At 63.4% G+C, this 24,036-nt stretch carries 20 protein-coding genes; 7 read left to right on the top strand and 13 right to left on the bottom strand.

Annotated features, from left to right (window positions below; all coding sequences use genetic code 11):
* The 7 genes from rbbA to IF809_RS16930 all read right to left on the bottom strand — a co-directional run bounded on the left by rbbA (position 1) and on the right by IF809_RS16930 (position 10,852).
* A complete protein-coding gene (gene rbbA / locus IF809_RS16900) occupies positions 1-2,775 on the bottom strand; it encodes a ribosome-associated ATPase/putative transporter RbbA (protein WP_462838044.1) in 2,775 nt (924 codons plus the stop codon).
* Positions 2,772-3,839 (bottom strand): HlyD family secretion protein, encoded by a 1,068-nt coding sequence (locus IF809_RS16905; RefSeq protein WP_462838045.1) that lies wholly within the window; start codon positions 3,837-3,839, stop codon positions 2,772-2,774. Before IF809_RS16905 ends, rbbA begins: the two co-directional genes overlap by 4 nt.
* A gap of 199 nt (positions 3,840-4,038) precedes the next feature.
* Positions 4,039-5,535: a sugar ABC transporter ATP-binding protein gene (locus IF809_RS16910; RefSeq protein WP_462838046.1), complete on the bottom strand. Its 1,497-nt coding sequence runs from the start codon at positions 5,533-5,535 to the stop codon at positions 4,039-4,041.
* Positions 5,532-6,629 (bottom strand): hypothetical protein, encoded by a 1,098-nt coding sequence (locus IF809_RS16915; protein ID WP_462838047.1) that lies wholly within the window; start codon positions 6,627-6,629, stop codon positions 5,532-5,534. The genes IF809_RS16910 and IF809_RS16915 overlap by 4 nt, the downstream gene beginning before the upstream one ends.
* A complete protein-coding gene (locus tag IF809_RS16920) occupies positions 6,626-8,749 on the bottom strand; it encodes an ABC transporter permease (protein ID WP_128968668.1) in 2,124 nt (707 codons plus the stop codon). The genes IF809_RS16915 and IF809_RS16920 overlap by 4 nt, the downstream gene beginning before the upstream one ends.
* A gap of 75 nt (positions 8,750-8,824) precedes the next feature.
* Positions 8,825-9,841 carry a sugar ABC transporter substrate-binding protein gene (locus tag IF809_RS16925; RefSeq protein ID WP_128968667.1) on the bottom strand — a complete coding sequence of 339 codons (1,017 nt, stop codon included), beginning with the start codon at positions 9,839-9,841 and terminating at the stop codon, positions 8,825-8,827.
* A 39-nt stretch (positions 9,842-9,880) separates the two neighbouring features.
* Positions 9,881-10,852: an ABC transporter permease gene (locus IF809_RS16930; RefSeq protein WP_462838048.1), complete on the bottom strand. Its 972-nt coding sequence runs from the start codon at positions 10,850-10,852 to the stop codon at positions 9,881-9,883.
* A gap of 714 nt (positions 10,853-11,566) precedes the next feature.
* Between IF809_RS16930 and IF809_RS16935 the strand changes: the two genes are divergently transcribed.
* Positions 11,567-13,180, top strand: a complete 1,614-nt coding sequence (locus tag IF809_RS16935) for an acyl-CoA synthetase (RefSeq protein ID WP_128968665.1) — start codon at positions 11,567-11,569, stop codon at positions 13,178-13,180.
* 19 nt (positions 13,181-13,199) lie between these two features.
* Here IF809_RS16935 and IF809_RS16940 read toward each other — a convergent pair whose 3' ends face one another.
* Positions 13,200-14,393 (bottom strand): MFS transporter, encoded by a 1,194-nt coding sequence (locus IF809_RS16940; RefSeq protein WP_128968664.1) that lies wholly within the window; start codon positions 14,391-14,393, stop codon positions 13,200-13,202.
* A 185-nt stretch (positions 14,394-14,578) separates the two neighbouring features.
* Here IF809_RS16940 and IF809_RS16945 point away from each other — a divergent pair, with 185 nt between their 5' ends.
* From IF809_RS16945 to IF809_RS16960, 4 genes are all read left to right on the top strand, one after another.
* On the top strand, positions 14,579-15,382 hold the full coding sequence (locus IF809_RS16945) for an MBL fold metallo-hydrolase (RefSeq protein WP_462838049.1): 804 nt from the start codon (positions 14,579-14,581) through the stop codon (positions 15,380-15,382).
* 147 nt (positions 15,383-15,529) lie between these two features.
* Positions 15,530-16,549 (top strand): alpha/beta fold hydrolase, encoded by a 1,020-nt coding sequence (locus IF809_RS16950; protein ID WP_128968662.1) that lies wholly within the window; start codon positions 15,530-15,532, stop codon positions 16,547-16,549.
* Positions 16,550-16,564: 15 nt separating this feature from the next.
* Entirely contained in the window at positions 16,565-17,530 is a 966-nt protein-coding gene (locus IF809_RS16955) for a fatty acid desaturase (protein ID WP_128968661.1), read from the top strand.
* Between the two features lie 273 nt (positions 17,531-17,803).
* Complete coding sequence (locus IF809_RS16960) at positions 17,804-19,036, top strand: EAL domain-containing response regulator (protein ID WP_128968660.1); 1,233 nt, start codon at positions 17,804-17,806, stop codon at positions 19,034-19,036.
* A 54-nt stretch (positions 19,037-19,090) separates the two neighbouring features.
* Here IF809_RS16960 and IF809_RS16965 read toward each other — a convergent pair whose 3' ends face one another.
* Both IF809_RS16965 and IF809_RS16970 read right to left on the bottom strand, forming a co-directional pair.
* Complete coding sequence (locus IF809_RS16965) at positions 19,091-19,324, bottom strand: hypothetical protein (RefSeq protein WP_128968659.1); 234 nt, start codon at positions 19,322-19,324, stop codon at positions 19,091-19,093.
* 137 nt (positions 19,325-19,461) lie between these two features.
* Positions 19,462-20,442 (bottom strand): helix-turn-helix transcriptional regulator, encoded by a 981-nt coding sequence (locus IF809_RS16970; RefSeq protein WP_128968658.1) that lies wholly within the window; start codon positions 20,440-20,442, stop codon positions 19,462-19,464.
* Between the two features lie 86 nt (positions 20,443-20,528).
* Between IF809_RS16970 and IF809_RS16975 the strand changes: the two genes are divergently transcribed.
* Together IF809_RS16975 and IF809_RS16980 are read left to right on the top strand one after the other, a co-directional pair.
* Positions 20,529-21,173: a glutathione S-transferase family protein gene (locus IF809_RS16975; protein WP_128968657.1), complete on the top strand. Its 645-nt coding sequence runs from the start codon at positions 20,529-20,531 to the stop codon at positions 21,171-21,173.
* 15 nt (positions 21,174-21,188) lie between these two features.
* Positions 21,189-21,623: a DUF6157 family protein gene (locus IF809_RS16980; RefSeq protein ID WP_128968656.1), complete on the top strand. Its 435-nt coding sequence runs from the start codon at positions 21,189-21,191 to the stop codon at positions 21,621-21,623.
* A 3-nt stretch (positions 21,624-21,626) separates the two neighbouring features.
* Here the strand turns inward: IF809_RS16980 and IF809_RS16985 are convergent, their stop codons facing one another.
* The 3 genes from IF809_RS16985 to IF809_RS16995 form a co-directional block, all read right to left on the bottom strand.
* Positions 21,627-22,412, bottom strand: coding sequence for an enoyl-CoA hydratase/isomerase family protein (locus tag IF809_RS16985; protein ID WP_128968655.1), 786 nt, complete (start codon positions 22,410-22,412; stop codon positions 21,627-21,629).
* Between the two features lie 12 nt (positions 22,413-22,424).
* Entirely contained in the window at positions 22,425-23,534 is a 1,110-nt protein-coding gene (locus IF809_RS16990; RefSeq protein WP_128968654.1) for a cyclic nucleotide-gated ion channel, read from the bottom strand.
* A 170-nt stretch (positions 23,535-23,704) separates the two neighbouring features.
* Entirely contained in the window at positions 23,705-23,923 is a 219-nt protein-coding gene (locus tag IF809_RS16995; protein WP_128968653.1) for a hypothetical protein, read from the bottom strand.
* Positions 23,924-24,036 lie beyond the last annotated feature (113 nt).

The raw sequence follows: 24,036 nt of genomic DNA on the forward strand, positions 1-24,036 counted from the left end.
TCAGCGGGCCTGTTTCTTCAGCAGCATTGCGCCGGCCGTCACCAGCACCGGGACCATGATGGCAAGCGCCAGCAGGTCGTTGTGCAGCGTTTCGAACGACAGGCCCTTGGAGAAGGTGCCGCGCGAGATCGTGACGAAATAGGTGGTGGGATAGATTCGTCCGATCAGCGCACCGAGTCCCTGGAGCGACGACACCGGATCGATCAGTCCGGAATACTGGATCGCAGGAATCAGTGTGATCAGCACCGTGCCGAACAGGGCCGCGATCTGGCTCTTCATGAAGGCCGAGATCACCAGCCCCATGCCGGTCGTGGCTGTGACGTAGAGCAGCGCGGCGAGCGCGTAGGTGGCAAAGCTGCCGGTGAAAGGCACGCCGAAGACGGTCAGCGCGAACCCGACCAGGAGAAGGAAGTTTCCGAACGCCAGCACGACGTAGGGCAGTTGCGTGCCGAGCAGGAATTCCAGCCGCGTCACCGGCGTCACGTAGAAATTGACGATCGAGCCGAGCTCCTTCTCGCGCACCACCGCGAGCGCAGCGAGCACTGCCGGAATCATGATCAGGAGCAACGGGATGATTCCGGGCGCCATGGCGACAACGCTCCTGACGTCGGGATTGTAGCGGTAGCGCAGCTGGAGCTGGTAGGACCCGGCGATTGCGGCTTCGCCATAGAGCTCCCGGCCCTTCTGGGCCAGCCAGGTCGCATGGATCGCCTGGGCATAGGAGCGCAGCGTTTCGGCGCGGGTGGGATTGGCGCCGTCGACCCAGGCGCCGATCTCGACATGCCGGCCTCGGCTGACGTCGCGGCCGAACCCGGGCGGCAGTTCGATGGCAAGGCCGATCTGGCCTGCGCGCATGCGGCGGTCGAGATCGGCGTAGTCGGTGATCGCGGATTTCTCGGTAAAGTAGCGCGAGCCTGCGATCTGAAGGCTGTAGTCGCGGCTGATCGCACTGTCGTCGCGGTCAAGCACGGCGAAGGTCAGGTTCTCGACGTCCATGCTGATGCCGTAGCCGAGCACGAACAGCAGCAGCACGCTGCCGAGAATCGCGAGCGTGGCGCGGATCGGATCGCGCCGCAGTTCGAGCGCCTCGCGCCGGGAATAGGCCAGCATGCGGGTCAGGTTGAACCTCGCGCCGCGTTTGCGTGGCGTGGTCGCCGTCGTTGCCCTGGTCTCGGCTGATACGGTGGCGGGCTGGCGAGTCGTCTCGCTATCGTCGGCGATCGCCTCCTCGAGGCAGGCGATGAAGGCCTGCTCCAGTGTGGCAGCGCCGCGTGCGGCGACGATCGCCGCCGGCGTGTCCGATGTCAGAACCCGGCCCGCATGCATCAGCGAGATACGGTCGCAGCGCTCCGCCTCGTTCATGAAATGCGTGGAGACGAAGATGGTGACGTTGTCCTTGCGCGAGAGCTCGGCGAGGATTTGCCAGAAGCGATCGCGGGCCACGGGATCAACCCCGGAAGTGGGCTCGTCGAGGATGAGGATGTCGGGCGCATGGATCATGGCGACCGCCAGCGACAAACGTTGCCGCAGCCCGAGCGGCAGCGCGTCGGGGAGGGATTCCGCGACGTCTGCAAGATCGAATCTTGCGATCATCTCGTCGATGCGTGCGGCAATGGCGTCCTCCGGCAGCTCGAACAGCCGCGCATGCAGATCGAGGTTTTGCGTGACCGTCAGCTCCGAATAGAGCGAAAAGCCCTGCGACATGTAGCCGATGCGCCGCCGTATCGACATGTCGCCGGCATCGATTGGCTTACCGAAAAGTCGTGCGTTGCCCTCACTCACCGGCAATAGGCCGGTGAGCATTTTCATGGTCGTGGTCTTGCCGCAGCCGTTCGAGCCGAGGAAACCGAAGATCTCGCCTTTCCTGATGCGGAAGCTGACGTCCTCCACGGCAACGAAGTCATTGAACCGCCGGGTCAGGTGGTCGGCCTCGATCGCGATCTCGTCATGATCTTCGCAGCGGGGCGGGATAACGACGCTGGTGTGGTTGCCGCGGTCTGCCTCGGGCAGAAGGCGGATGAACGCCTCATCTAGTGTCTCGGCGCCGGTCTGCGCCTTGAGTTCGGCGGGCGTTCCCGTCGCCAGCACGCGGCCGGCGTTCATCGCAATCAGGAAGTCGAATTGCGCGGCCTCTTCCATATAGGCGGTCGAGACGATCACGCTCATGCCGGGGCGGCCGTTGCGGATCGAGGCGATCAATTCCCAAAACTGGCGCCGCGACAAGGGATCAACGCCGGTGGTGGGTTCGTCCAGGATCAGCAACTCCGGATCGTGGATCAGGGCGCAGCAGAGGCCGACCTTCTGTTTCATTCCGCCGGAAAGTTTCGTCGCCGGCCGGTCGGCGAAGGGCGTGAGACCCGTGTCGCGCAAAAGACCAGCGATGCGCCTGTTCCGCTCCGCCTTGTCGTGTCCGAAAAGACGGCCAAAGAAGTCGATATTCTCGAACACGGACAGCGTCGGATACAGGTTCTTGCCGAGTCCCTGTGGCATGTAGGCGATGTCGGGGCATACGTTGCGGCGATGGCGCGAACTCGCCATGTCGCCGCCGAGCACATGGATGCTCCCCTCCTGAATTTCACGTGCGCCGGCGATCAGCGCGAACAGGCTCGACTTGCCGACGCCGTCGGGGCCGATCAGGCCGACCATGCAGCCGGATGGCAGGTCGAGCGTGATGGCGTCGAGTGCCCGGATTTTGCCGTAGCTCAGGCCCACACCGTCCAGGCGCACGACGCTGCCAGCGGCGGCCGTGACGTCGGCTGTGGCAGTCGCATTCATCGGGTCAGCTTGATCTTGAGGGTGTCGGGCCATTGCGCGGCTGGATCGAGCTGCACATAGGCCATACCGGGCAGGCCGGTCTTCACGTGTTCGATGTGCTGACGCAGAAGGTCGGGCGCGATATGCGCCTTGATCCGGAACATCAGCTTCTGGCGCTCCTCCTCGGTCTCGACCGTCTTGGGCGTGAATTGCGCGACGTCGGCGACGAAGGTGGCCTTGGCTGGAATCACGTATTGCGGGATGGCATCGAGCACGAGGCGGACCTCGGTACCAATGGCGACCCGTCCGGCATCGGCCGTCGGCAGAAAGAACGTCATGTAGACGTCGCCGAGATCGACCATGTTGAGGACGCGTCCGCCGGCCGCGAGCACCTCGCCCGGCTGCGACACGCGATATTGCACGCGGCCCTCGCGCGGCGCCTTCAAGACGCTGTCATTGAGGTCAGCGTTAATGCTTTCGATGGCAGCCTTCGCTGCGTCGACGGCGGCGCCGGCATCGATTACCATGGCGCGCGAGGAGCTGATTGCGGCTTCCGATGCCGCCACCTGGGCCTGAGCCGCGGCGAGTGCGGCCTTCGCAGTGGCATTGGCGGAGCGATCATCATCCAGCACCTGCTGCGATACCGCGCTCGTCTTGATCAATTGCTCGGAGCGATCGAGCTTGCGGCTCGTGGTGTCGAGCTGCGCGACGCGCTGGTCGACCACGGCCTCGGCAGCCTTGCGCTCGGCCTCGCGCTGGTTGACGAGGCTCTTTGCGGTCTCGACGTTGATCGTAGCGCGCTGGAGCTGCGCTTCGGCCTGCCGGCGCTGGGCCTGCAACTGCTCGGTGTCCATGAGCGCCAGAACCTGGCCCGCACTGACGAAATCCCCTTCGTTGACCAGGATCTCGCGGATCCGGCCCGGCGTCTTGGTGGCGATGTCGATCTCGACTGCCTCGATGCGGCCGTTGCCGCGGGCGAAGCCCGGCGGCAGTGGGTTGGAATCGCGATGCTGCCAATAGTAGTAGCCGCCGCCCGCGAGGACGATGGCGATCGCGGCGAGGACGCGACCCGGTGCAAAGTTCATTTGTTCATAACGCCGCGCGGCGGCGCCCACATGTTACGAAACGACGCCTGACCGCTGACTGTGCGGAAGGGCTTGCGTAACATGCAGCGATTTTTGCAGCGCAACTTGATGCAGATCAGATAGCGGCTATCGCCGCTGCCCAAGGCTCAGGCAATTCATCGACCTGGAGCGCACCGGTAATGCCGTATGAATTCAAGATCTAGTGAATTGCCGCATACATGATCTTCTCCTCCGTGGCCTCCAGCGCGGAGAACTCCTCCACGACCTTGCCCTGGCGGGAGACCAGGATGCGGTCGGAGAGCGCCATGATCTCGGGCAGATAGGACGAGATGACCACGACCGCCTTGCCCTCGTCAGCGAGTCGATTGATCAACTCGTGGATCTCGACGATGGCGCCGACGTCGACGCCGCGGGTCGGCTCGTCGAAGATGATCAAATCAGGCTCCTGCACCAGCGATTTCGCGATCACCACTTTCTGCTGATTGCCGCCGGAAAGCTCGACGACCTTGCCATGATCGCCGATGGCCCGAACCTTGAGCCGCTCGATCCAGGTCTTGCCGACGGCATCCGCTTCCCGCCGCGATAGCAGCGCGCGGCCTCTCGGGAACTTCGACAGAAGTCCAAGATAAATGTTGCGCGCGATCGAGGCCGTCTCGAAGAACCCCTCGATCTTGCGATCCTCCGTGACATAGGCGATGCCGGCTTTGACGGCAGGCGCCGGCACCCGATAGCGCACCGGCTGGTCGTGCAGCAGGATCTCGCCGCCATGGAAGAAGTCGCGCTTGAGCACGCCGGCAACAATCTTGAACGTCTCCGTACGGCCCGCACCGACGAGGCCAAATACACCCGTGATCTGCCCCGCGAACACCGACAGCGAATTATTCTTCACCATCGGCGCCATCTTCAAATTTTGCACGGTGAGCACCCGTGCGCCGGCCGGCCGCACGCTGCTCTTTCGTGCACCATAGAGCGTGTTGGAGAGATCGCGTCCGACCATGGCCTGCACGATCGCCGCGCGGTCGAACCTGCCGACATCGTCGGTCACGACATGTTTGCCGTCCCGCAGCACGGTGATGCGGTCGGCGAGCAGCAGAGCCTCTTCCAGGGCATGCGAGATGAAGACGATCGAGACGCCGCGCTTTTTGAGGTCGCGGACCAGGTCGAAGAAGTATCTCTTCTCTTCCGGCGTCAGCGACGCTGTCGGCTCGTCGAAGATGATGACCTTGGCGCGGTGCAGGACCGCGCGCGCGATCTCCACCATCTGCTTCTTGGCCGCACCGAGGCCGCTGACGGTGGCGGTCGGCGTGACGTCGAAATTGAGCGATTGCAGGAATTGCTGTGCGGCGATGTAGATGCCGCGCAGGCGGTTGTAGAACTTCTCCTGTCCGAGAAACAGGTTTTGCGCGACCGTCATGGTCGGTACCAGGCTGTTCTCCTGGAACACCATGGCGATGCCGAGATTGCGCGCCTCCAGCGGCGTCTTCGGTGCGACCTCGGCGCCGTCGATCGTCATGCTCCCCGAGGTCAGCGTCACCACGCCGGCCATGACCTTGGTGAGGGTCGACTTGCCGGCACCGTTCTCGCCGACGAGTGCATGGATCTCGCCGCGGCGGAGGTCGAAGTCGACTCCGTCGATGGCGGGCACGCCGGCGTAGAGCTTTGTCGCCTTGCGCAGCGAGAGTGCGATGTCGCTCATGTCCTGATCTCCTCGGCAAGGCCGGCAAGGGGCAATCGCAGGACACGGCCCGGTCCTTTGGCGATCAGGACGAGATCGTCGCCGAGCTCCATGGCGGCGACGACGCCATGATTGATGCCGTCGACCCTGCTGTGCAGCGAATAGAGCGGCTGGCCGTCGGTATCGAGACGGATGACGAGGCCGTAGGAGCGCGGCGGCGCCCACGGTTTGATCACGCCCATGGTCTTGATGTGCGCGCCCTGCATCGGCTCCTTGAACGAACGCCCGGAACGCAGGCGCGGCGCAACCCAATACGCCGGATCGATCTCCGCCATCATGCGGCGCCTATAGCCCGGCTCGCGCAACACGAACTCGACGAGTTGGGTCCGTGCGGTGAAGGCGGTGAGCCAGTAGCCTCCACCGGAAGCCTTCGACAGCCGCGACGGATAGACAGGGAGGTGAGCAAGCACGGTTTTTGGCGATGCGCCGGGCGCGACGAGAACGAGGCGATGACGCCAGCTCTCGCTGACCAGCACGGAATTGCCGTGTGCGCAAGCGCCGAAGGCATAGCCGAGCCCCTGGGCCAGGCACGTCACGGTCTTGTTGCGGGGATCAAGCTTGAACACGCGGCCGGTCCGGTTGAGCTCGAGCAGGTCGCGCGCCCAATCCTCGACACCTGATGTCATCGAGCCGTCCGTCGCGATCAGCGTCTTGTCGTCCGCCAGCGCCAACGCATTGATCGCGTTGAACGCGGCGTCGGCGAACGTCGCGCTTGGCTGGTCTGTCGAGGGGCTGGCGTAAAGGCGGACCTCGCGCCCTCCGAGAGCGACGGCAAGGCCGCCGCCGGGAAGGCTACAGAGTGCCGAGATCGGTTGCTCGAAGCTGCGCACCTCCGATGCGGTGCCGCCTGTCAGGCACATCAACCGCCGCCCGTCGGCGATGAAGAGGCTGCTTCCATCGGTGGCGAGGTCTTCGGGAGCCTCGCATGTCAGCAAGGTCTCGGCCGCTTCCAGTTTCTGGTTGGGCTTCAATGCGCCGTCGAAGGACGGCACGGTAATGGTGGCCTCGCCGCGCCCGAGAAAACGGTTGGCGAAGTCCCTGACGGCGGCGATCACGACTGCTTCCCCCACCTTTTGTCATATTGGACGAAGTTCGGATCGGCATTTTCGAGCTTGTAGCGACCGATGCGGTTATTGAGGATGCCGCCGAGATAGAGGTAGCCGCGATGCTCGCGCATCGAGGTGATCATCGGATGATTTTCGCCGTGCAGGTCCCAGAACGACTCGACGATCTTGCCCTGCTCGTTGAACTTGACCACGCAGCCGGTGTTGATGTTGGGGAACAGCCATTCGTCGACCGGCACGCGCTTAGCCATGCGGCGGCGAAAGCCCGGCATCTTCCAGGCGAGATCGAGCGAGGGGCTACGCATGCCGACCAGCGCGAGCCAGTAATTGCCGTCTGAGGCGAGGTTGATGTTGTCGGGGTATCCAGGCAGATTGTCCATCACGACTTCGACTTGGCCCTTCTTCGGCCCCGCGAACCAATAGCGCTTGATCGAGCAGCCGAAGGTTTCGGCGAACAGGATCGACTGGCCGTCGCTGGCCACGCAGATCCCGTTGGGAAATTTGAGGCCGCGCAGCTCGGTGCGCGTCGTGCCGGTCTTGGTATCGTAGCAGATGATGCGGCCGTTGCCGCGCGCCTCCAAGCCGTCGATCGGCCATTCGTCCATCTCGTAGCGGACCGTTGCCTCGGAGAAGAAGATCAGTCCGTCATCGGTGATGTCGAGGTCGTCGGCGAGCCGCAGCCGGCTGTCGTCGTTGACCGAACGCATGCTGCGGTTGGTTTCGTCGGTCGCCTTTTCCACCGTGCCGTCGGGCGTGATGCGATAGAGCCCCATGCCGCCGATGCAGACGTAGAGATTGTCGTCGCGGTCGAAAGCCATGCCGAGCGGCTGGCCGCCGATATGGGCGAACACCTCCATTTCTTTGTAATCGGGTGCCAGGAAGCGCATGATGTCGCCGTGGCGTGAGCCGGCATAGAGATTGTCGTGGCGGTCTAGGATGACATCCTCCGGCGCCTCGATACGGCCGAGACCGATTGCCTCGACGTCACGCAGCTTGTCATTCTGCTCGAACGGGCCGCCTTGTCCGATCTCGGTCGATGGCGGTGGCGGCAGCTCGTGATAGGTCGGCGCGACGTAGACCTTGCTGATGATACGCGTGCGGTTCTTCTGCCAACGGATGTCGACCATCGCGGCGACGAGGAGGATGCCGGCGAGCGCCATGCGGTTGACGCCGCCGCGGGCGTTCATCGTCGTCAGACCGTTCGTGATCAGGAGCACGATCAGCACGCCGACCGCCGATTTGGCAACCGAACCTTTGCCGCCACCGAGCGTGATGCCGCCGAGCACGGTCGCAGTCAGCACGATCACCTCGAGCCCAACGCCAATATCGCCGCCGACGGTGCCGAGCCGGGAGGCGAAGAACAACGCGCCGATGCTGGTCAGTGCGCCGCTCGCGACGTAGCAGAGCGCGATCGTGCGGCGAACGGGGATGCCCGAATTATAGGCCGAGCGGCGCGAGCCGCCGATCGCGGTGATGTGCCAGCCCGGCCGCAGCCGCGTCATAAAGATATGACCGAAGATGGCGATGACGATATAGGCGAGCGCTACGGTGGGAATGCCGAGCACAGAACCGGCGCCGATGAAATCCCAGGATGGAATATCGGGAAAGGCCGAGGCGATCGCGTTGGAGTAGCGCTGGATCAGCAGGTCGTAAGCCGAGCGATAGATGATCAGGGTGATCAGCGTGGTGATGAAGGCGCGCAGTCGCAGATATCCTACCAGGATGCCGTTGACGGCGCCGAGCAGGGCACCGCAGAGCAGCGTGGCGACCACCACCGCCAGGACCGGCCAGCCGGCGACGTCAAGCAAATAGAGGGCGCAGAAGTCGGTCAATGCAAAGATCGACCCGACAGAGAGATCGATGCCGCCGACGATGACCACCAACGCGAGCCCGAGCGCAATGAAGCCGATCTCTCCGGCCTGGCGCGCGGTGTCCGCAAGGCTCGCCGGCGACAGGAAATTGTCGATGGACCGGCTGAAGGCGAAGCCGACGATCAGGAGAAGGATGACCGGGATGGCTGTCTCGGTCCATCGCTTGGACAGGATTTCACCGAGGAGATGATCGGGCCAGTAGCGGTAGCGCAGGCGTGTGATGGTGTCGCGCATCGGCATTCCAATAGGGCATGGAAACGACTGAGAGTGTGTGGTCCCGGGTGTTGATCCCGGGACCACGAGCGTCAGCGCGGACTATTTCTTGAGGTCGCTCAGGTTCCAGCATGACATCTGGCTGTCGGCGTTCTCCTTGGTGATCGGGATCAGCGTGGTGTATTCCGAGCCCTTGATCGAGCCGGGCTTGGCGCCCGAGGACAGCAGCCATTTGATCGTACCCGCCATCTGGGCGGCCTGGGTCGGCACGTCGTAGCTCATGTTGAGGTCGAACGCGCCTGACTTCACCAGCTCGCAAGCGCCTTTACGCTCGCCGCCGCCCGATGTCGCAAGGAACACCTTTCCGGTCAGGCCGGCTTCTTTCACCGCGGCAGCGGTGCCGATGTCCATGCCGTCCCAGAAACCGACGATGCCGCAGAGATCGGGGTTCTGCTTCAGCACGGTCTGCGTGATCGCTTTCGCTTTGGCCGCGTCCCAATCGGCCGCCTGGCTCGACACCACCTTGATCTCGGGATGCTTGGCGAGCACGTTCTCGACGCCCTTCAGCGTATAAGCGCTCGCCGCCGCCGACAGCGCGCCTTGCACGATCGCGATCTTGTTCGACTTGCCCTCGCAGGCTTTGACCACAGCTTCGGTGTCCCGCTCGCCGATCTCGATCCAATTGGCGCCGACGAAGGCGGAACTGCGATAGGCCGAGCCCATGTTGATCTGGATGACGTAGATGCCTTCGTTCTCGGCGCGCTGGAGCAGCTTCGCGTAGGTCTGCACGTCGGGATTATGGACCACCATCACTGCCGGTTTCTCGGAAATCAGCGAGGTGACGGCCTGGGCGCCGGCGTTGGTGTTCCAGTTGGCGTCGCGGATCACGAACTTGACGCCGAACGGCTCGAGCTCCTTCTTCAAGCCGGCGTACCAGCCCTCGGTCAGGTCGAAGTTCATGGCAACGGGCACATAGGCCACGGTCTTGCCGGCGAGCGCCTCCTTGAAGGGTTTCTGGAACGGCTCGTCCAGGCCCTGCTGGGCCAGCGCCGGTCCGGTCAACGCTGTGACTGTCAGGGCGGCCAGGATCGCCCTGGTCGGCTTGCCAGAATTCTTCATTGCTTCCTCCTTGGTTGTCATTGTCGTTGTTGTGGTTATTCAGATATCGCCCTGCTGTGCCGTTTCTTCGTTGCGCGGATTCAGGAAAGAGTCCGTGATGACGGCGAGCAGCAGGACCACGCCTTTGATAAGATTTTGCCCGGCGTAGGAAATGTCCATGATGGTCATGCCGTTGAGCATGGTGCCGATCAGCAGCGTGCCGATGATGACGTTCAGCACGCCGCCGCGGCCGCCTGACAGGCCGATGCCGCCGAGCACGACCACCAGGATCACGTCGTAGATCAGCGTCGAGTTGAAGACGCGGGTCGGCATCGAATTGACCGATGCGGCCATCACGAGGCCCGCGAAGCAGCCGATCAATGCAGCAATCACATATTGCAACACAATGATGGGGCGCGAGGGCATGCCGGTGACGCGCGCGGCGTAAGGATTATCGCCGATCGCATAGATGTAGGCGCCCCAGCGGGTTTGGCGCAGCAGAAAGGCGACCACGATGCATGCAATCGCGAACATCACGATAGATGTGGGAATGCCGAGAATAGTGCCCTGTCCGAGCCGCTCGAAGCCATTCATGCCCGCGCTCCATTGCACCACGTCGAGCTGGAACAGCGCTGCCTGTCCCAGCCCGGCGAGCAGCAAGCCTGTCGCCAGCGTCGCAAACAGCGAGGGGACCTCGGCATAGGCGATCAGCCAGCCATTGACGAGGCCGAAGGCAATCGTGAGCAATACGGCGATCAGCAGCGAAAATGGCAGCGAATGGCCGTTCTGCACCATCTGGAGCACCAGCCCCGGCGGCACGGCAAGCGCTGCGATCAGCGAGATATCGATACCGCGGCCGATCACGACGATGGCCATGGCAAGGCCGAGGATGCCGAGCACTGCCACGTTCTGAAGCAGCGTCAGCATATTCTCCGCTGTCAGGAAGCCATTCAGGAAGATCGAGAAGACGAGAAAGAGTAACGCAAAGACGGCGAACACGATCTCTTGCTGATTGAATCGAAAGCGCTTCATCGTCTGGTCCTTCCCGCGTTCGATGGGGGCGCCAATCGCCTTGGCCGCGAGCGTGCGACGGTCATGCGTCTGTTGATGCGCGGGCTGCGCGATAATGCGGTGCTCGCGAAGCGGCCGAAGCCCGACAGGTTATGCTTGCTGGAGATCATAGGGTCGGCGCCGACAACAGGTCGGAGACCTGCAGCCGCGAGCGGCAGCTTCTCCACGCAAATGGAGTCGCGGCGACGTTCCAGAAGGCGCGTGCACGGCGCTTCTGTCGAGAACGCGTTGGTCCAAGGCCGTCGGCGCGCGAAAGTCACGCTGCCTCCCCGATTTCTTCCCGGACCTTGTGGCGTTGTTGTTGATCCAGGCGTGGGCTTTACACCCTTGTCGCCATTCCTAGCGCAGAGAGCGGCCATCCGCAAAGAGAACGAAGCAGAATTTTCCGGGAGGCACGCGTGCATTTTCCCGTGCCGCGCAATGTCATGAGCTCGCGTGCCTCGAATGCAAGCAGGTCCCTCGGCCGGTGCGAAGGTTATCATCCGGCGCCCAAGGCTTCGTCGGCTGGTGCTGCGCCCGCGCGAATGTGCCTTGTCGAGCCGACAATTCTTGCGTCATGACGCCAACGTGGCTGCGATTTGACGAGGCTCGCAGCGCCGACTACGGTTTGCGCAAACATGAAAAGTGCGCGGAAGTCGAACGCCGCGCGGCGTCAAATTCCTTGGGGGAATGGAAATGTCGAGCGATACCACGGCCACCATCGCAAAAGCGCGCGAGCATTCGATCGGCGATCTGCTGCGCCGCTCCGCTGGCCGCGACCCTGACAAGCTCGCGGTGAGCTGCGGCAGCGTGAGCTGGAGCTTTGCCGAAATGGACGCGATCTGCAACCGGCTCGGCCGCGGCCTGCTGGGGCTCGGCGTCAAGAAGGGCGACCGCCTCGCGGTGCTGTCGCGCAATTCACATGCTTTCGCGGCGCTGCGTTTCGCCGTGGCGCGGATCGGCGCGGTGCTGGTGCCGATCAACTTCATGCTCAATCCGGACGAGATCAACTTCATCCTGAAGAGCTCCGGGGCAAAGCTGCTCGCGACCGGCCCCGATTTCGTCGAGCCGGCGAAGGCGGCGAGCGCCAAGGACTGCGCGGTCGAGAAGATGATCTGGCTGCCGGGCGAGGATCCGGCGGCGGCGCCGGCCGGTCTCTCCACCTTCGAAGATCTGCTTCATTCTGACAGCTCGTACCTGGAGGCGTCGGTCGACAGCCGGGATCTTGCGCAGATCGTCTACACCAGCGGCACGGAATCCCTTCCCAAGGGGGCGATGCTGACCCATGAAGCCGTGATGTGGCAATATGTGAGCTGCATCGTCGACGGCGGCATGAGCGTGGACGACAAATTCCTGCACGCGCTGCCGCTCTATCATTGCGCCCAGCTCGATGTCTTCTTGGGGCCGCAAATCTATCTCGGCGCCTCCGGCGTCATCACCGGCAAGCCGACCGCCGACAACATCCTCGCCCTGATCCAGACGCACAAGATCACCTCCTTCTTCGCGCCCCCGACGATCTGGATCGCGATGCTGCGTTCGCCTGACTTCGACAAGACCGATCTCTCGAGCCTGCAGAAGGGCTATTACGGCGCCTCGATCATGCCGGTGGAAGTCTTGCTTGAATTGCAGCGACGCCTGCCCGCCGTGAAATTCTGGAACTTCTACGGCCAGACCGAGATCGCGCCGCTTGCGACCGTGTTGCGGCCTGAGGACCAGCTTCGCAAGGCCGGCTCGGCCGGCAAGCCCGTGCTCAACGTGGAGACGCGGGTGGTTAACGCGTCGATGGAAGACGTGAAGGTCGGTGAGGTCGGCGAGATCGTGCACCGCTCGCCGCATCTGCTCTCCGGCTATTACAATGATCCGGTCAAAACCGCGGCGGCGTTTTCCGGCGGCTGGTTTCACTCCGGCGATCTCGCCACCGTCGATGACGAGGGTCACATCACGGTGGTCGATCGCGTCAAGGACATGATCAAGACCGGCGGCGAGAATGTCGCCAGCCGCGAGGTCGAGGAGATGGTCTATCGCATCCCCGGGGTTTCGGAAGTCGCCGTCGTCGGCTTGCCTGATCCGCGCTGGATCGAGGCGGTCACCGCGATCGTCGTGGTCAAGGCCGGCGAAACGCTCGACGAAGATACAGTCATCAAGCATTGCGCCGGTCAGATGGCACATTTCAAGGTGCCGAAACGGGTCATCTTCGTCGACGCCTTGCCGAAGAACCCGAGCGGCAAGCTGCTCAAGCGCGAGCTGCGCCAGCGCTTCGTCGGCGGTGAGACGCTCGACAAGGCGATCCAGAAGAATTTTGAGACGTGAAGGGTCTTTCTCCTCGCGCTCAGTACTTCTTCACGTGGGCCCCAAAGACCAGCCACAGCGCCGTTGACGCAAGGCCAAAGCCGCCGAGCAGCAAAAAAGTCGGGCCGTAGCCGATCCATTGCGCGATCCAGCCTCCGAGTGCGGGACTGAGGCTCGCGCCGACACCTTGCACCGTGATCACAGCGCCCTGGCCGAGATTGATGCGGCCGGTGCCGTCGAGCGACCGCGCGACCATGCCGGGGACGGCGACCGTCTGCAGTCCGGTGCCGATTCCGTCGAGCACCTGCATCGGCACCACGCCCCACCATCCCGTGACGAAAAACGCCAGCACGCCTCGGATCGGCAGAAACATGAAGGACACCAGGATCACCGGCCAGTAATTGCGCTTGCTTGCGGCCTTCATCGCGATCAACGAGGTCACGACCATGACGCCTTGCGCAATGACGACGGTGGTCGCGACGAAGCTCGGACCATTCGCCTGGCCCTGCGCAACCGCCGCAAGGCCATAAAGCGGGACGATCGCTGCGTTGCCGAGATGGAAAAGGGCGAGCGCAAGCGCCAGCACCAGGAGAGGCTTGTGCTTGAGAAGGACGGACATGGCATCCGGCGGGTTCTTGCTCTCATCCTCCTTGCTGCCGCGAGCCTGGCGATCGTCGATGGCTTTCGCTGGTATCATCAATACGCAAGCGATCGCGATGGCGCCGAACACGGCCGCCAGAACGAAGACGGCGACATAGCCGAATTTATAGCCGAGATAGCCCGACAGTGCCGCGCCGACCATGTTGCCGGCGTGGTTGAAAGCCTGGTTGCGCCCGTTCAGCGCGTTGAAGCCCTTTTGCTTGGCGATACCCAGTGTGATGCCGGTGACCGCCGGAACGATCGCCGCGCTCGCCAGCGACTGCGCGATCTGGGAGACCGTCACCGCCCAGAAATTCTGCGAGATCAGGATGATCGCGGATGCCAGCACGACGCAGATGCCGGGGATGACGACCCACAGCCGCTTGTTGCGGCTGGAATCGATGAACCCTCCGATCGGCGTCGTGACCAGCATGCCCGCGACATTGCCGATCGTCAGCGCGGTGCCGATCAGACCGGTGGCCCATCCGCGCTCCTGGAGGAACACGCCGACAAACGGCCCGATACCGGACTGCATGTCCGCCATGAAGAAGTTGACGGCGAACAGAGGCCAGATGCGGGAGGGGCGCGATGTCATCGATACGCTAAATGTGATGCTTCAGTTCGCATGTGATCTCATGCGAGCTGCCTGACGGGACCGGCGATTTGCGCCGGGGCGGACCCGAAAGTAACCTGCGTTAATCGCGATGGTTCCTTGGCCCTTGCGGCTCGATGATTGGGATGTCACCTCTTACACCAAGCTCCATCTTTCGGATCACAGCGATGCCTCTCTGGACCTGCGAAACCTGCGGCGCCCAATTCCCGGATAGCGGAAAGCCGCCCACATCCTGTCCGATCTGCGAGGACGAGCGGCAATACGTGAATTGGAAAGGGCAGACCTTCCTCGCGCGCGAGACGCTCGCCGAGCGTCACCGCCTCGTCTGGCGCGACGATCTCGGCCTCAAGGGCATCGCGCTCGAGCCGAGCTTTGCCATCGGCCAGCGCGCGCTGCTGGTTGGCGATGGCGCGGGATGGGTGATGTGGGATTGCATTCCGCTGGCGACATCGGAGGCGGTCGCGCATGTCAGATCGCTCGGCGGGTTGACGGCGATCGCAATCTCGCACCCGCATTATTATGGCGCGCTTGCGGACTGGAGTGAGGCCTTTGGCGGCGTCCCGGTGTATCTTCATGCCGATGACCGCCGATGGGTGACGCGTCCGCATCCCTCGATCGTGCACTGGAGCGGCGATCAGCATCGCATCTCGGACGATGTCATGCTGCTGCATACCGGCGGCCATTTCGCGGGCGCGACCATGCTGCACCATGCGCGCGGCGCCGACGGCAAAGGCGCGCTGCTGACCGGCGACATCGCGCAGGTGACGATGGACCGCAGGTTCGTCAGCTTCATGTATTCTTATCCGAATTACATGCCGCTCAATGCCGCCGCGGTACGGCGCATCGCTGCGGCCGTCGAGCCGCTGGCCTTCGACCGCATCTACGGCGCCTGGTGGGGGCGCAACATTGCTTCAGGCGCCAAGGCGGCCTTCGCTTCATCAGTGGAGCGATACATCGCCGCCATCGCTTGAGCCGGGCGGCAGCCAGAATTCTGTTTGCCTTGATCTATTATTGTACTATAAGTACAGTTATTGAGGCGCGGCGCAACGATGCGTTTTTCGGTCCGGCACGATCAATGCATTGCTGTTGCGGTGGGCCCGTGAACGGGAGTTGGACGCATGACCGGGCAGCGCGACTACGAGATATTTGAAGCCGGTGACGTCACGCTGCAATCGGGCGCTGTCTTCCCTGCGATGAACCTCGCCTACAAGACCTACGGCTCGCTGAATGCGGCCAAGGACAACGTCATCCTCTATCCCACCTCGTTCAGCGCGCAGCACTTCGACACTGAGTGGCTGATCGGCCCCGAGGGCGTGCTCGACCCCACCAACTATTTCATCATCATCCCGAACCTGTTCGGCAACGGCCTGTCGTCCTCACCGTCAAATTCCGGCGGGGCACCGTTTCCGGAGCTCACCTACCACGACGCGATTGCGGTCCAGCAGCGGCTGCTGGCCGAGCGCTTCGGCGTTACAAAACTCGCGCTGGTCTATGGCTGGTCGATGGGCGGCATGCAGGCCTATCACTGGGCTGCGCTGCATCCAGAGATGGTCGCGCGTGCGGCGGTGGTCTGCGGCAGTGCGCGTTGTGCGCCCTACAATCACGTCTTTCTGGAGGGTGTGAAGGCTGCGCTGACAGGCGATCCCGCCTTCCGCGACGGCCGCTTCGTCGAAAAGCCCGTCGCCGGCTATCGCGCCATGGGCCGCGTCTATGCCGGCTGGGCGATGTCTCATGGCTTCTATCGCGACGAGCTCTGGCGCGAGGCGGGCTTCACTTCGCTGGAGGATTATCTCGTCCGCAACTGGGACACGACCTTTGCCCGGCGCGACGGCAATGATCTGCTGGCGCAGGTCGGAATCTGGCAGCGCGGCGACATCAGCCGCTGCACGACCTTCGGCGGCAATCTCGACCGGGCGCTGGGAGCGATCAAGGCTCACATGCTGCTGATGCCGGGCGCGACCGATCGCTATTTCGACGTTCGCGACAATGAGGATGAGCTTGCAAGACTCGTCAACGCGAAATCGGCTGTGCTGCACCCGATCCCGTCGCCGCACGGCCATCGCGCAGGCAACCCCATCAGCAATCCGCGTGACAAGGCCTTTCTCAAGGCTGAGATCGCAGCGCTTCTCGCCAAGTAAGACAGGTATCCGCTGATGACAGATGCGACTATTTCGGAGCCCGGCCATCGCCTGAAGCCGCTGAGCCCGGCCATGCTGCGCGAGCTCTCAGTGCGCTCCAATCTCAGGGGCGCGGCGCAGAGCCTTGCTCACTACGGAATGATCGCGCTGGTCGGCGCGTCGATCTGGACGGTGTCTTCGCGTTACGGAATCATCTGGGCGCTGCCGCTGATGGCAGTGCAAGGCTATCTCGTCGCCTTCCTGTTCATGGCGGTGCATGAGACCGCGCACAAGACCGCCTTCAGGAGCCGCAGCCTCAACCTCACGGTCGGCTATCTCTCGGCCTTCATCATTGGGTTGCCTTACGAATATTACTGCCTGTTTCACTGGGACCATCACCGTTACACCCAGGACCCGGAGAAGGACCCGGAACTGATCGTCGGCGTGAAGCCTGCATCCGACGCGCAGCTCGCGCTCGCCTATAGCGGATTGGTCCAGGTTGCCGGCCGGCTGTGGCTGATGCTCGGTCACGCCGTCACCGGCAAGGTCGTCGTGCCCTGGATCCCTAATAACAAGCGCGCCACCACCGTTGCCGAGGCGCGAGCCTATGTCGCGCTCTATACGCTGCTGTTCGCGCTCTCGTTGTGGCTTTCGTCGGCGCTGCTGCTGTGGATCTGGATCGTGCCGCTGCTAACAGGACAATTCTTCCTGCGGCCCTATCTCTATGCCGAGCATACCGGATGCGAGCGCACCCGCAGCGCCTTCCAGAACACCCGCACCACCTATACCGGCGCGCTCGTCAAATGGATTGCGTGGAACATGCCCTACCACGTCGAGCACCACGCCTATCCTTCGATCCCGTTTCACGCATTGCCCAAACTGAACGAGATCGTCGATGGCGAGATCGTCTATCGCGGCCGCGGCTATCTCAGGACGACGCGCGAGACCTGGGCCTGGTTTCGCCGGCATTGGAAGAGTGGCTCGCGACCGTTGCCAGGGTAGCGGCTTCTTGAAGCCTGTCATGCGTTTGCCGGCTTCCGACAGCAAGCTTTACGATCTGTTCATCGCGCGCGACGATCGCCGGATCGCTCAATCGCCGCACGCCCCGGCCGCGCAAAAATCTCTATTGAAGTCAACGTGTTGTTCGCAGCCGAAACGTAATTAACGAATTCTTGCGGATCGAGAAAGTTTTAGCAGTCTTGTATTCACGACGAGGTGAGCCGGTCATTCTAACTCTCCGCGCATCAAGGCCGCGGACGTCAGGAGAGATTGGCAATGAGCGCGACAAGAAGACGTCTTCTGGTGGTCGACGACGATCTGGTGCAACGGGTCTTGATTAGCAAGATCGGTGCGAAGCTCGGCTACGACACGGTGGTTGCCCCGTCCTTTGACGCAGCAACCGACCTTCTGCTGCGCGAAACCTTCCAGATCATGGCGCTCGACTTGTCGCTTGGCGAGCGGGATGGGGTTGAGCTGCTGCGCTTCGTCGCCGAGAAAAATCTCCAGGCGATGTCGATCGTGGTCATCAGCGGCTGCGACGATAGCATCATGAAGGCGACGCGCCGGGTCGCAAATGGCCTCAAGCTGTCGATCGGCGGCTGCCTGACCAAGCCGCTGGACCTCAATCGCCTGCGCAGCGCTCTGGAATTACCGCAGCAGTTGCCGCCGGCTGCGAAATCCGCTTCGCCTTCACACCAGATCACGCCGGAGAGGATTGTGCTTGGCCTCGCCAAGAACGAGTTCTTCGTCGAATTTCAGCCGAAGATCGCGCTCCAGACCGGAAAGGTCGTCGGCGCCGAGGCGCTCGCGCGCTGGCGTACCGCAGAGTACGGCATGGTGCCGCCGTCAATCTTCATCCCGATCGCGGAGCAAGCAGACCTGATGCGCGAGGTGACCGACTGTATCCTGTCGTCGGCGATGTCACAGGGCCGCAAGCTGATCGAGCGCAATCCGGGCTTCACCATCGCGGTCAACATCTCCGGCTCCCTCTTGTCGGACCTGACTTTGCCCGAGCGGATCGAGGAGATCCTGCGCTGCGAGAACGTCCCCCCGTCAGCGCTGATGGTGGAGATTACCGAGACGACTGCGATGGCGGATGTCGATCGTGCCAACGACATTCTGGTGCGGCTGCGGATCAAGAAGATCGGCACGGCAATAGATGATTTCGGTACCGGCTATTCGTCTCTTACGGCATTGGCGCGGCTGCCGTTCAGCGAGCTGAAGATCGATCAGTCCTTCGTCAAGGGCTGTGAATCCGACGAGGACATGATGAAGATCGTCGACGCTTCCGTCGCACTGGCGAAGGCGTTCAACATGAAGGTCGTGGCAGAAGGTGTCGAAAGTCCTGAGGCGCTCGAGATCATACGTCGGATCGGCTGCGACGTCGCCCAGGGCTTCTTCTTTGCACCTTCGCTGCGGCGTTCGCGCGCCGAGCGATGGATATCGCAGCGCAATTCAAGTGCGGACGAAGGGTTAGCGTCCACAACGCCGACAGCCCTCGCGAGCTGAGACGACGAATCCCGACCGCGGAGCGGTCGGGATCAGGTCGAGCAACGCGCGGATTCAGTAGATCCCGTAACCGCAGACGTTCACGACGCGCACACGCAGGCCGTGGCGGGTCTGGACGACGCGCTCCTGGTAGCAATTGTTGATGCCGGTGTTGACGTACACCCCGCCAAAGCCCCAGCCGGGACCCCAATAGTGGTGGAAGCCGTGAGCCGAAGCGGCGGTGGGCGCGAGAGCAGCAGCGCCGAGCGAACCGGCGGCGATCAGACCAAGAGCAAGCTTACAAAGCATCTTCATTCTCCAGTGTGGCACAAAGCCGTTGTTGTGTCCCTGCTCCTCGGTCGAACCGACGCGTGAATGCGTTCATGCGCCAGAGGGAGAATCGTGTTTCAGGATTGTTTCGTGAGCGAGGGCGAAATGCGCCGCCGTCAGGCTTTTCGCGCCGCGCGATAGCGCAGGGCCATCGCCTGCGTCATCTCGGCCATTTTCTCGCGGAGGTGTGCGGGTTCGAGCACTTCGGCTTCGGCTCCAAGCCGTAGCAACTCGGCGGCGGCGTGCCATGAGGTCTTGCCGGTCGGCACTCTGGCGATGCGCCAGCCGTCTGCGTCTTTGGCCTCTTCGATCTGCGTGCGTGTCCTGACATACGGCTGGCTCAATGCGTCGAGCAACTTCACGCCCAGCGGCGATAGCCGCACGACCGCGACGTCAGGATGCATCTCGGCCTCCAGCCGCAATGTCGCATCCTGCCAATAAGCGGCGAGATCGAAACCGGTGGGACGATCGAAGCGCTCGTCGAGCGCCGTGCAGTCCAGCACGCGCGCGACGCGATAAGTGCGCACGTTGCCGTCGACTTGCCCTGCGAGGTACCAGCCGCCGCCCTTCAGCACGAGGCCGAGCGGGGCGACACGGCGCCGCTTCTCGGCCCGCCAGCTCTGGTAGCGGATCCTGATGAACGTCTCGCGCAGAGTCGCGCCGGCAATCGTGCGCAGATGTTTCGGTTGCTCCGCCTCGCCGAACCAGCCCGGCGCATCCAGATGGAAGCGCTCCTGCATGCGTCCGGCGTCTTCGCGCAGATTCGCAGGCAGCGCCGCCATCAGCTTGTTCTGCGCGGCGATCATCGCCGCATCAAGCCCCAGCGCCGCCGCGGGGCCGGGGAGCCCTGCGAGAAATAGCGCACCCGCCTCGCTCGGAGACAGTCCGTTCAAGCGCACGCGATAGCCATCGAGCAGGCGATAGCCACCCTCCGCACCGCGGTCGGCGTAAACTGGAACGCCGGAGGCCGCGAGTGCATCGATGTCGCGATAGATCGTGCGCACCGAAACCTCGCAGGCCTCTGCAAGCTCGGGCGCAGTGACCTGCCCCCTGGCCTGGAGGGTGGTGAGGATCGACAGCATCCGGCTCGCGCGCATGACTTCTTAGATCATACCTGACACAGGATGTCAGGTATTGTCGGCTACAACATGGGCCATCGCAGCCGGCCCGAGGGAGACCCGCCATGACCGATCCGAACCGCATCACCTTGTATTACTCGCCGCAGAGCCGGGCCACCGGCACGCGGGTGCTGCTGGAGGAGCTGGGCGCGCCCTATGATCTCCACGTCCTCAACATGAAGGCCGGCGAGCAGCGGCAGCCGGCCTATCTCTCCATCAATCCGCTTGGCAAGGTACCGGCCGTCAGGCACGGCGAGGCGCTGGTGACCGAGCAGGTGGCCATCTTCATCTATCTGGCCGATCTGTTTCCGCGGGCCGGGCTCACCCCGGCGCTCGACGACCCACTGCGCGGTCCATACCTGCGCTGGATCGCCTATTATGGCTCCTCCTTCGAGCCGGCCCTGATCGACAAGTTCATGCAGCGCGAGCCGGCACCGATCACGCAGTCGCCTTATGCGGATTACGACACCATGCTGGGCGCGCTCGAGGCGCAGCTGTCGAAGGGACCGTATCTGCTCGGCGAGCGCATGACCGCTGCCGATATCCTGTGGGGGGTTGCGTTCAGTTGGACCATGATGTTCGGCATCGTGCCTAAAAAGGACGTCTTCGTTCGCTACGCCGAGCGCATCACCTCGCGGCCGGCGTTCCAGCGCATCACTGCGGCGGACGAGGAGATGGCGACGCAGCATGCCGCGGCCGCGGGAGGATGAAGGGCCGAACCTCACATGATCAAGCCGATCCATACGACCAATTGTTTCGATACGTTCATCCAGATTGCCGAGGACTGTCCGGCTCGCTCCGGCGAGGAGCCTCCGCCGCGGGCAGGGCGGCCGACGGTGGCCGGATTGCAATATGCGATGATCGCGAATGCACCTTACAGGTACACGTCCGACGACGTCGTCTTCGCGACCTCAGCGCAAGGGCGTGAACTTGGAGCCAAGGCGACCAGTTCGGAAAAGAACGCGGCACGCGCTGCCTTCTTCTCGCGCGGACAGGCCTGCATGCGTGCCTCAGGCCTCGGCAAGCGCTACGGTTGGGGTGTGCACGCTGACGGCGAAGGCCGTATCGCGATCTACGCAGTCGACAGCGATCGCTATCAGGTCCTGTCGCAGGATTCAAAGCTCACGCAAACGCGCGCGATGCGGTCGAAGCGGAAGTGAGCTTCAAAACCGCGGTGCCCGCTTCTCGGCAAACGCCTTGATGCCTTCCTTGATCTCGTCGCCGCGCATGCTGTCGCGGTGGCGTTGGTCGGCAGCTCGCGCATCCAGCTCGCCGCGGGCGAACTCGTTGATCGCGCGTTTCATGCCGCGCATCGCGATGGGCGCATTGCCGGCGAGGATGCTGGCGAGCCTGTCGACCTCCTCATCGAGTGTCTCCTCCGGCACCATGGCGGTCAGATAGCCGATCCGCAGCATCTCCGGGGCGCTGATCTTCTGCGCGGTGAGAAACAGCCTTTTTGCGTTATCCACGCCGAGCCGCGTCACATAGCGTTGGATGCCGCTCCTGTAATAATGCAGCCCGAGCCGCGCCGCCGGCATGAACATCTCGGCGGTGTCGACGCCGATGCGGAAATCGCAAGCGAGCGCGAGGTCGGTCGAGCCGCCATAGACGCCGCCATTGAGCCGGCAGATCGTCGGCACGCCGAGATCCTCCAGACGGTTGACGACGATCTCGAAGGCCGAGCCTGCGCTCTGCTGCTCGGTGGCGCTCACCGCCCGCTCGGCGACGGAGTTGAGGTCATAGCCCGCCGAGAATGCGCGCCCCGTTCCGGTCAGCACCAGCGCGCGGATGTCGGGATCAGCCTCGACCCGGTCGAACAGCTTGACCAGCTCGCCGAGATCTTCCGCCTGAAGGCGGTTGAGATGCTTTGGCCGGTTCAGGCGGATGGTCGCGCGGGCGCCATTGATTTCCAGTACTGGGGGGCTTGCCGCGTCGGCTGTGTCCGACATTCTTGTCTCCACTTACTTGTTCTCGAGCGCGCGACGTTTCGCCTCGGCGTCGATGGTCTGGGCCAAATCAGGGTGCCGCGCCATCAGCACGCGGAAATCGACGAGGTCGAGGACCAGCAGCCGCGACACCTTCGTGGTCGAAACATTGGCCCCCCTCATGTTGTTGCCGAGCAGTGCCATCTCGCCGAAGAAGGCGCCTTCGCCGAGCTGGACCTTCTTGCCGGGCAGGTCGACCTCGACCGCGCCGGCAGCGATGAAATACATGCAGTCGCCCTGCGTACCCTTGCGGATGATCATGGTGCGCGCCGGCAGGTCCATCGTGCGCAGCATGTGGGTGACATCGGCAATGGCCGCCGGTCCTAGCGCAGCGAAGAACGGGACCTTGCTGACGGCCTCCCAGGTCTTGAGGAAATTGTCGCGCCGCGTTTCCGCCGCGAACCCGGTTGCCAGAATACCGGTCCAGAGACCGAACACGCCGAGGCCGGAGATCATCACCAAAGCCGCCACCATGCGCCCAAACGGCGTGATCGGCACGACGTCGCCATAACCTGTGGTGGTCAGCGTAACGACCGCCCACCACAGCGCGGCCGGGACGCTGCCGAATGTCTGAGGTTGCACGTCCCGCTCCAGGAAATACTCGGCGACGGAGGCGAGGAAGACCACCATCAGGAAGATCACGAGCACGCTGACCAGCGGGCCTGATTCTAGCACGAGCACCCGGCGGAGTTGGCGCAGGCCGGGAATGCCCGGCACCACCTTCAAGACCCACAGCACGCTCAGCAGCCAGGCCGTTCCGGGCTCGGCGCCGAGGATCAGCGCGACCGGCACGGCCAGCGCCCCCAATGCGTCGACCAGCCCGGCCGAGGAGGACATGTAGAGCGCCAGCCGCCTCTGCCGCGTCATGTGCCGGAGCCGGACCAGCCATTCGAATATGAAATAGCCCAGGCAGATCCAAAGCAGGACATCCACCCAGCGGTGAGCCGTCTGGTAGGCCTGATCGACCGTCAACAACACCATGCTGAGGACACCGACGGTCACCGCCACATAGGCCGCCTTGGTCATGTTGCGGCCGGCGGTCGCGGCCACGAACTGGGCCAGAGCGGGGAACATCGGCTTGGACATGCGGGATGGTGGCTCGGTCTTGATGCCTGCGGTCCCGGGCTGGGACTTCGGCGCCAAAGTGCCCGCCCGCACCGGAGCCGTCAACGACGGGGCTTGCAGCCGCACCATTCGCCCCAGGGACGGGGCGCAGATGCCCGCTGCGGCGGGGCCGGCTGGTGCCGGCCTGGCCGCTACTTGAAATGTGGAGGTTCGTCATAGCCTCGGCGGCTGCTGAGGAACAGCAGCGTCATCAGACCGACGCCGACGACCACGGAGAACCCCGCCCCGAGCGCCAGTGCCACATAACCTTCTGTCGGGATCGGATCGCCTTCGACGGTCATGGCCGAATAGGCGAAGTAGCCGACCGCAACCAGCATTCCCAGCAAGATGATGAGAAGGAGCATACGCATGGTGCGTTCACCGGTTGTGACCGTAACCAACGGTTGCAGAGGGCAAACTGTTCCATGACCGGGAAGCGGCGAGGCGCCAGGGAGATGCCTCGGGTGGCCCGGGCACGATCGAT

Source organism: Bradyrhizobium sp. UFLA06-24 (assembly GCF_054967145.1).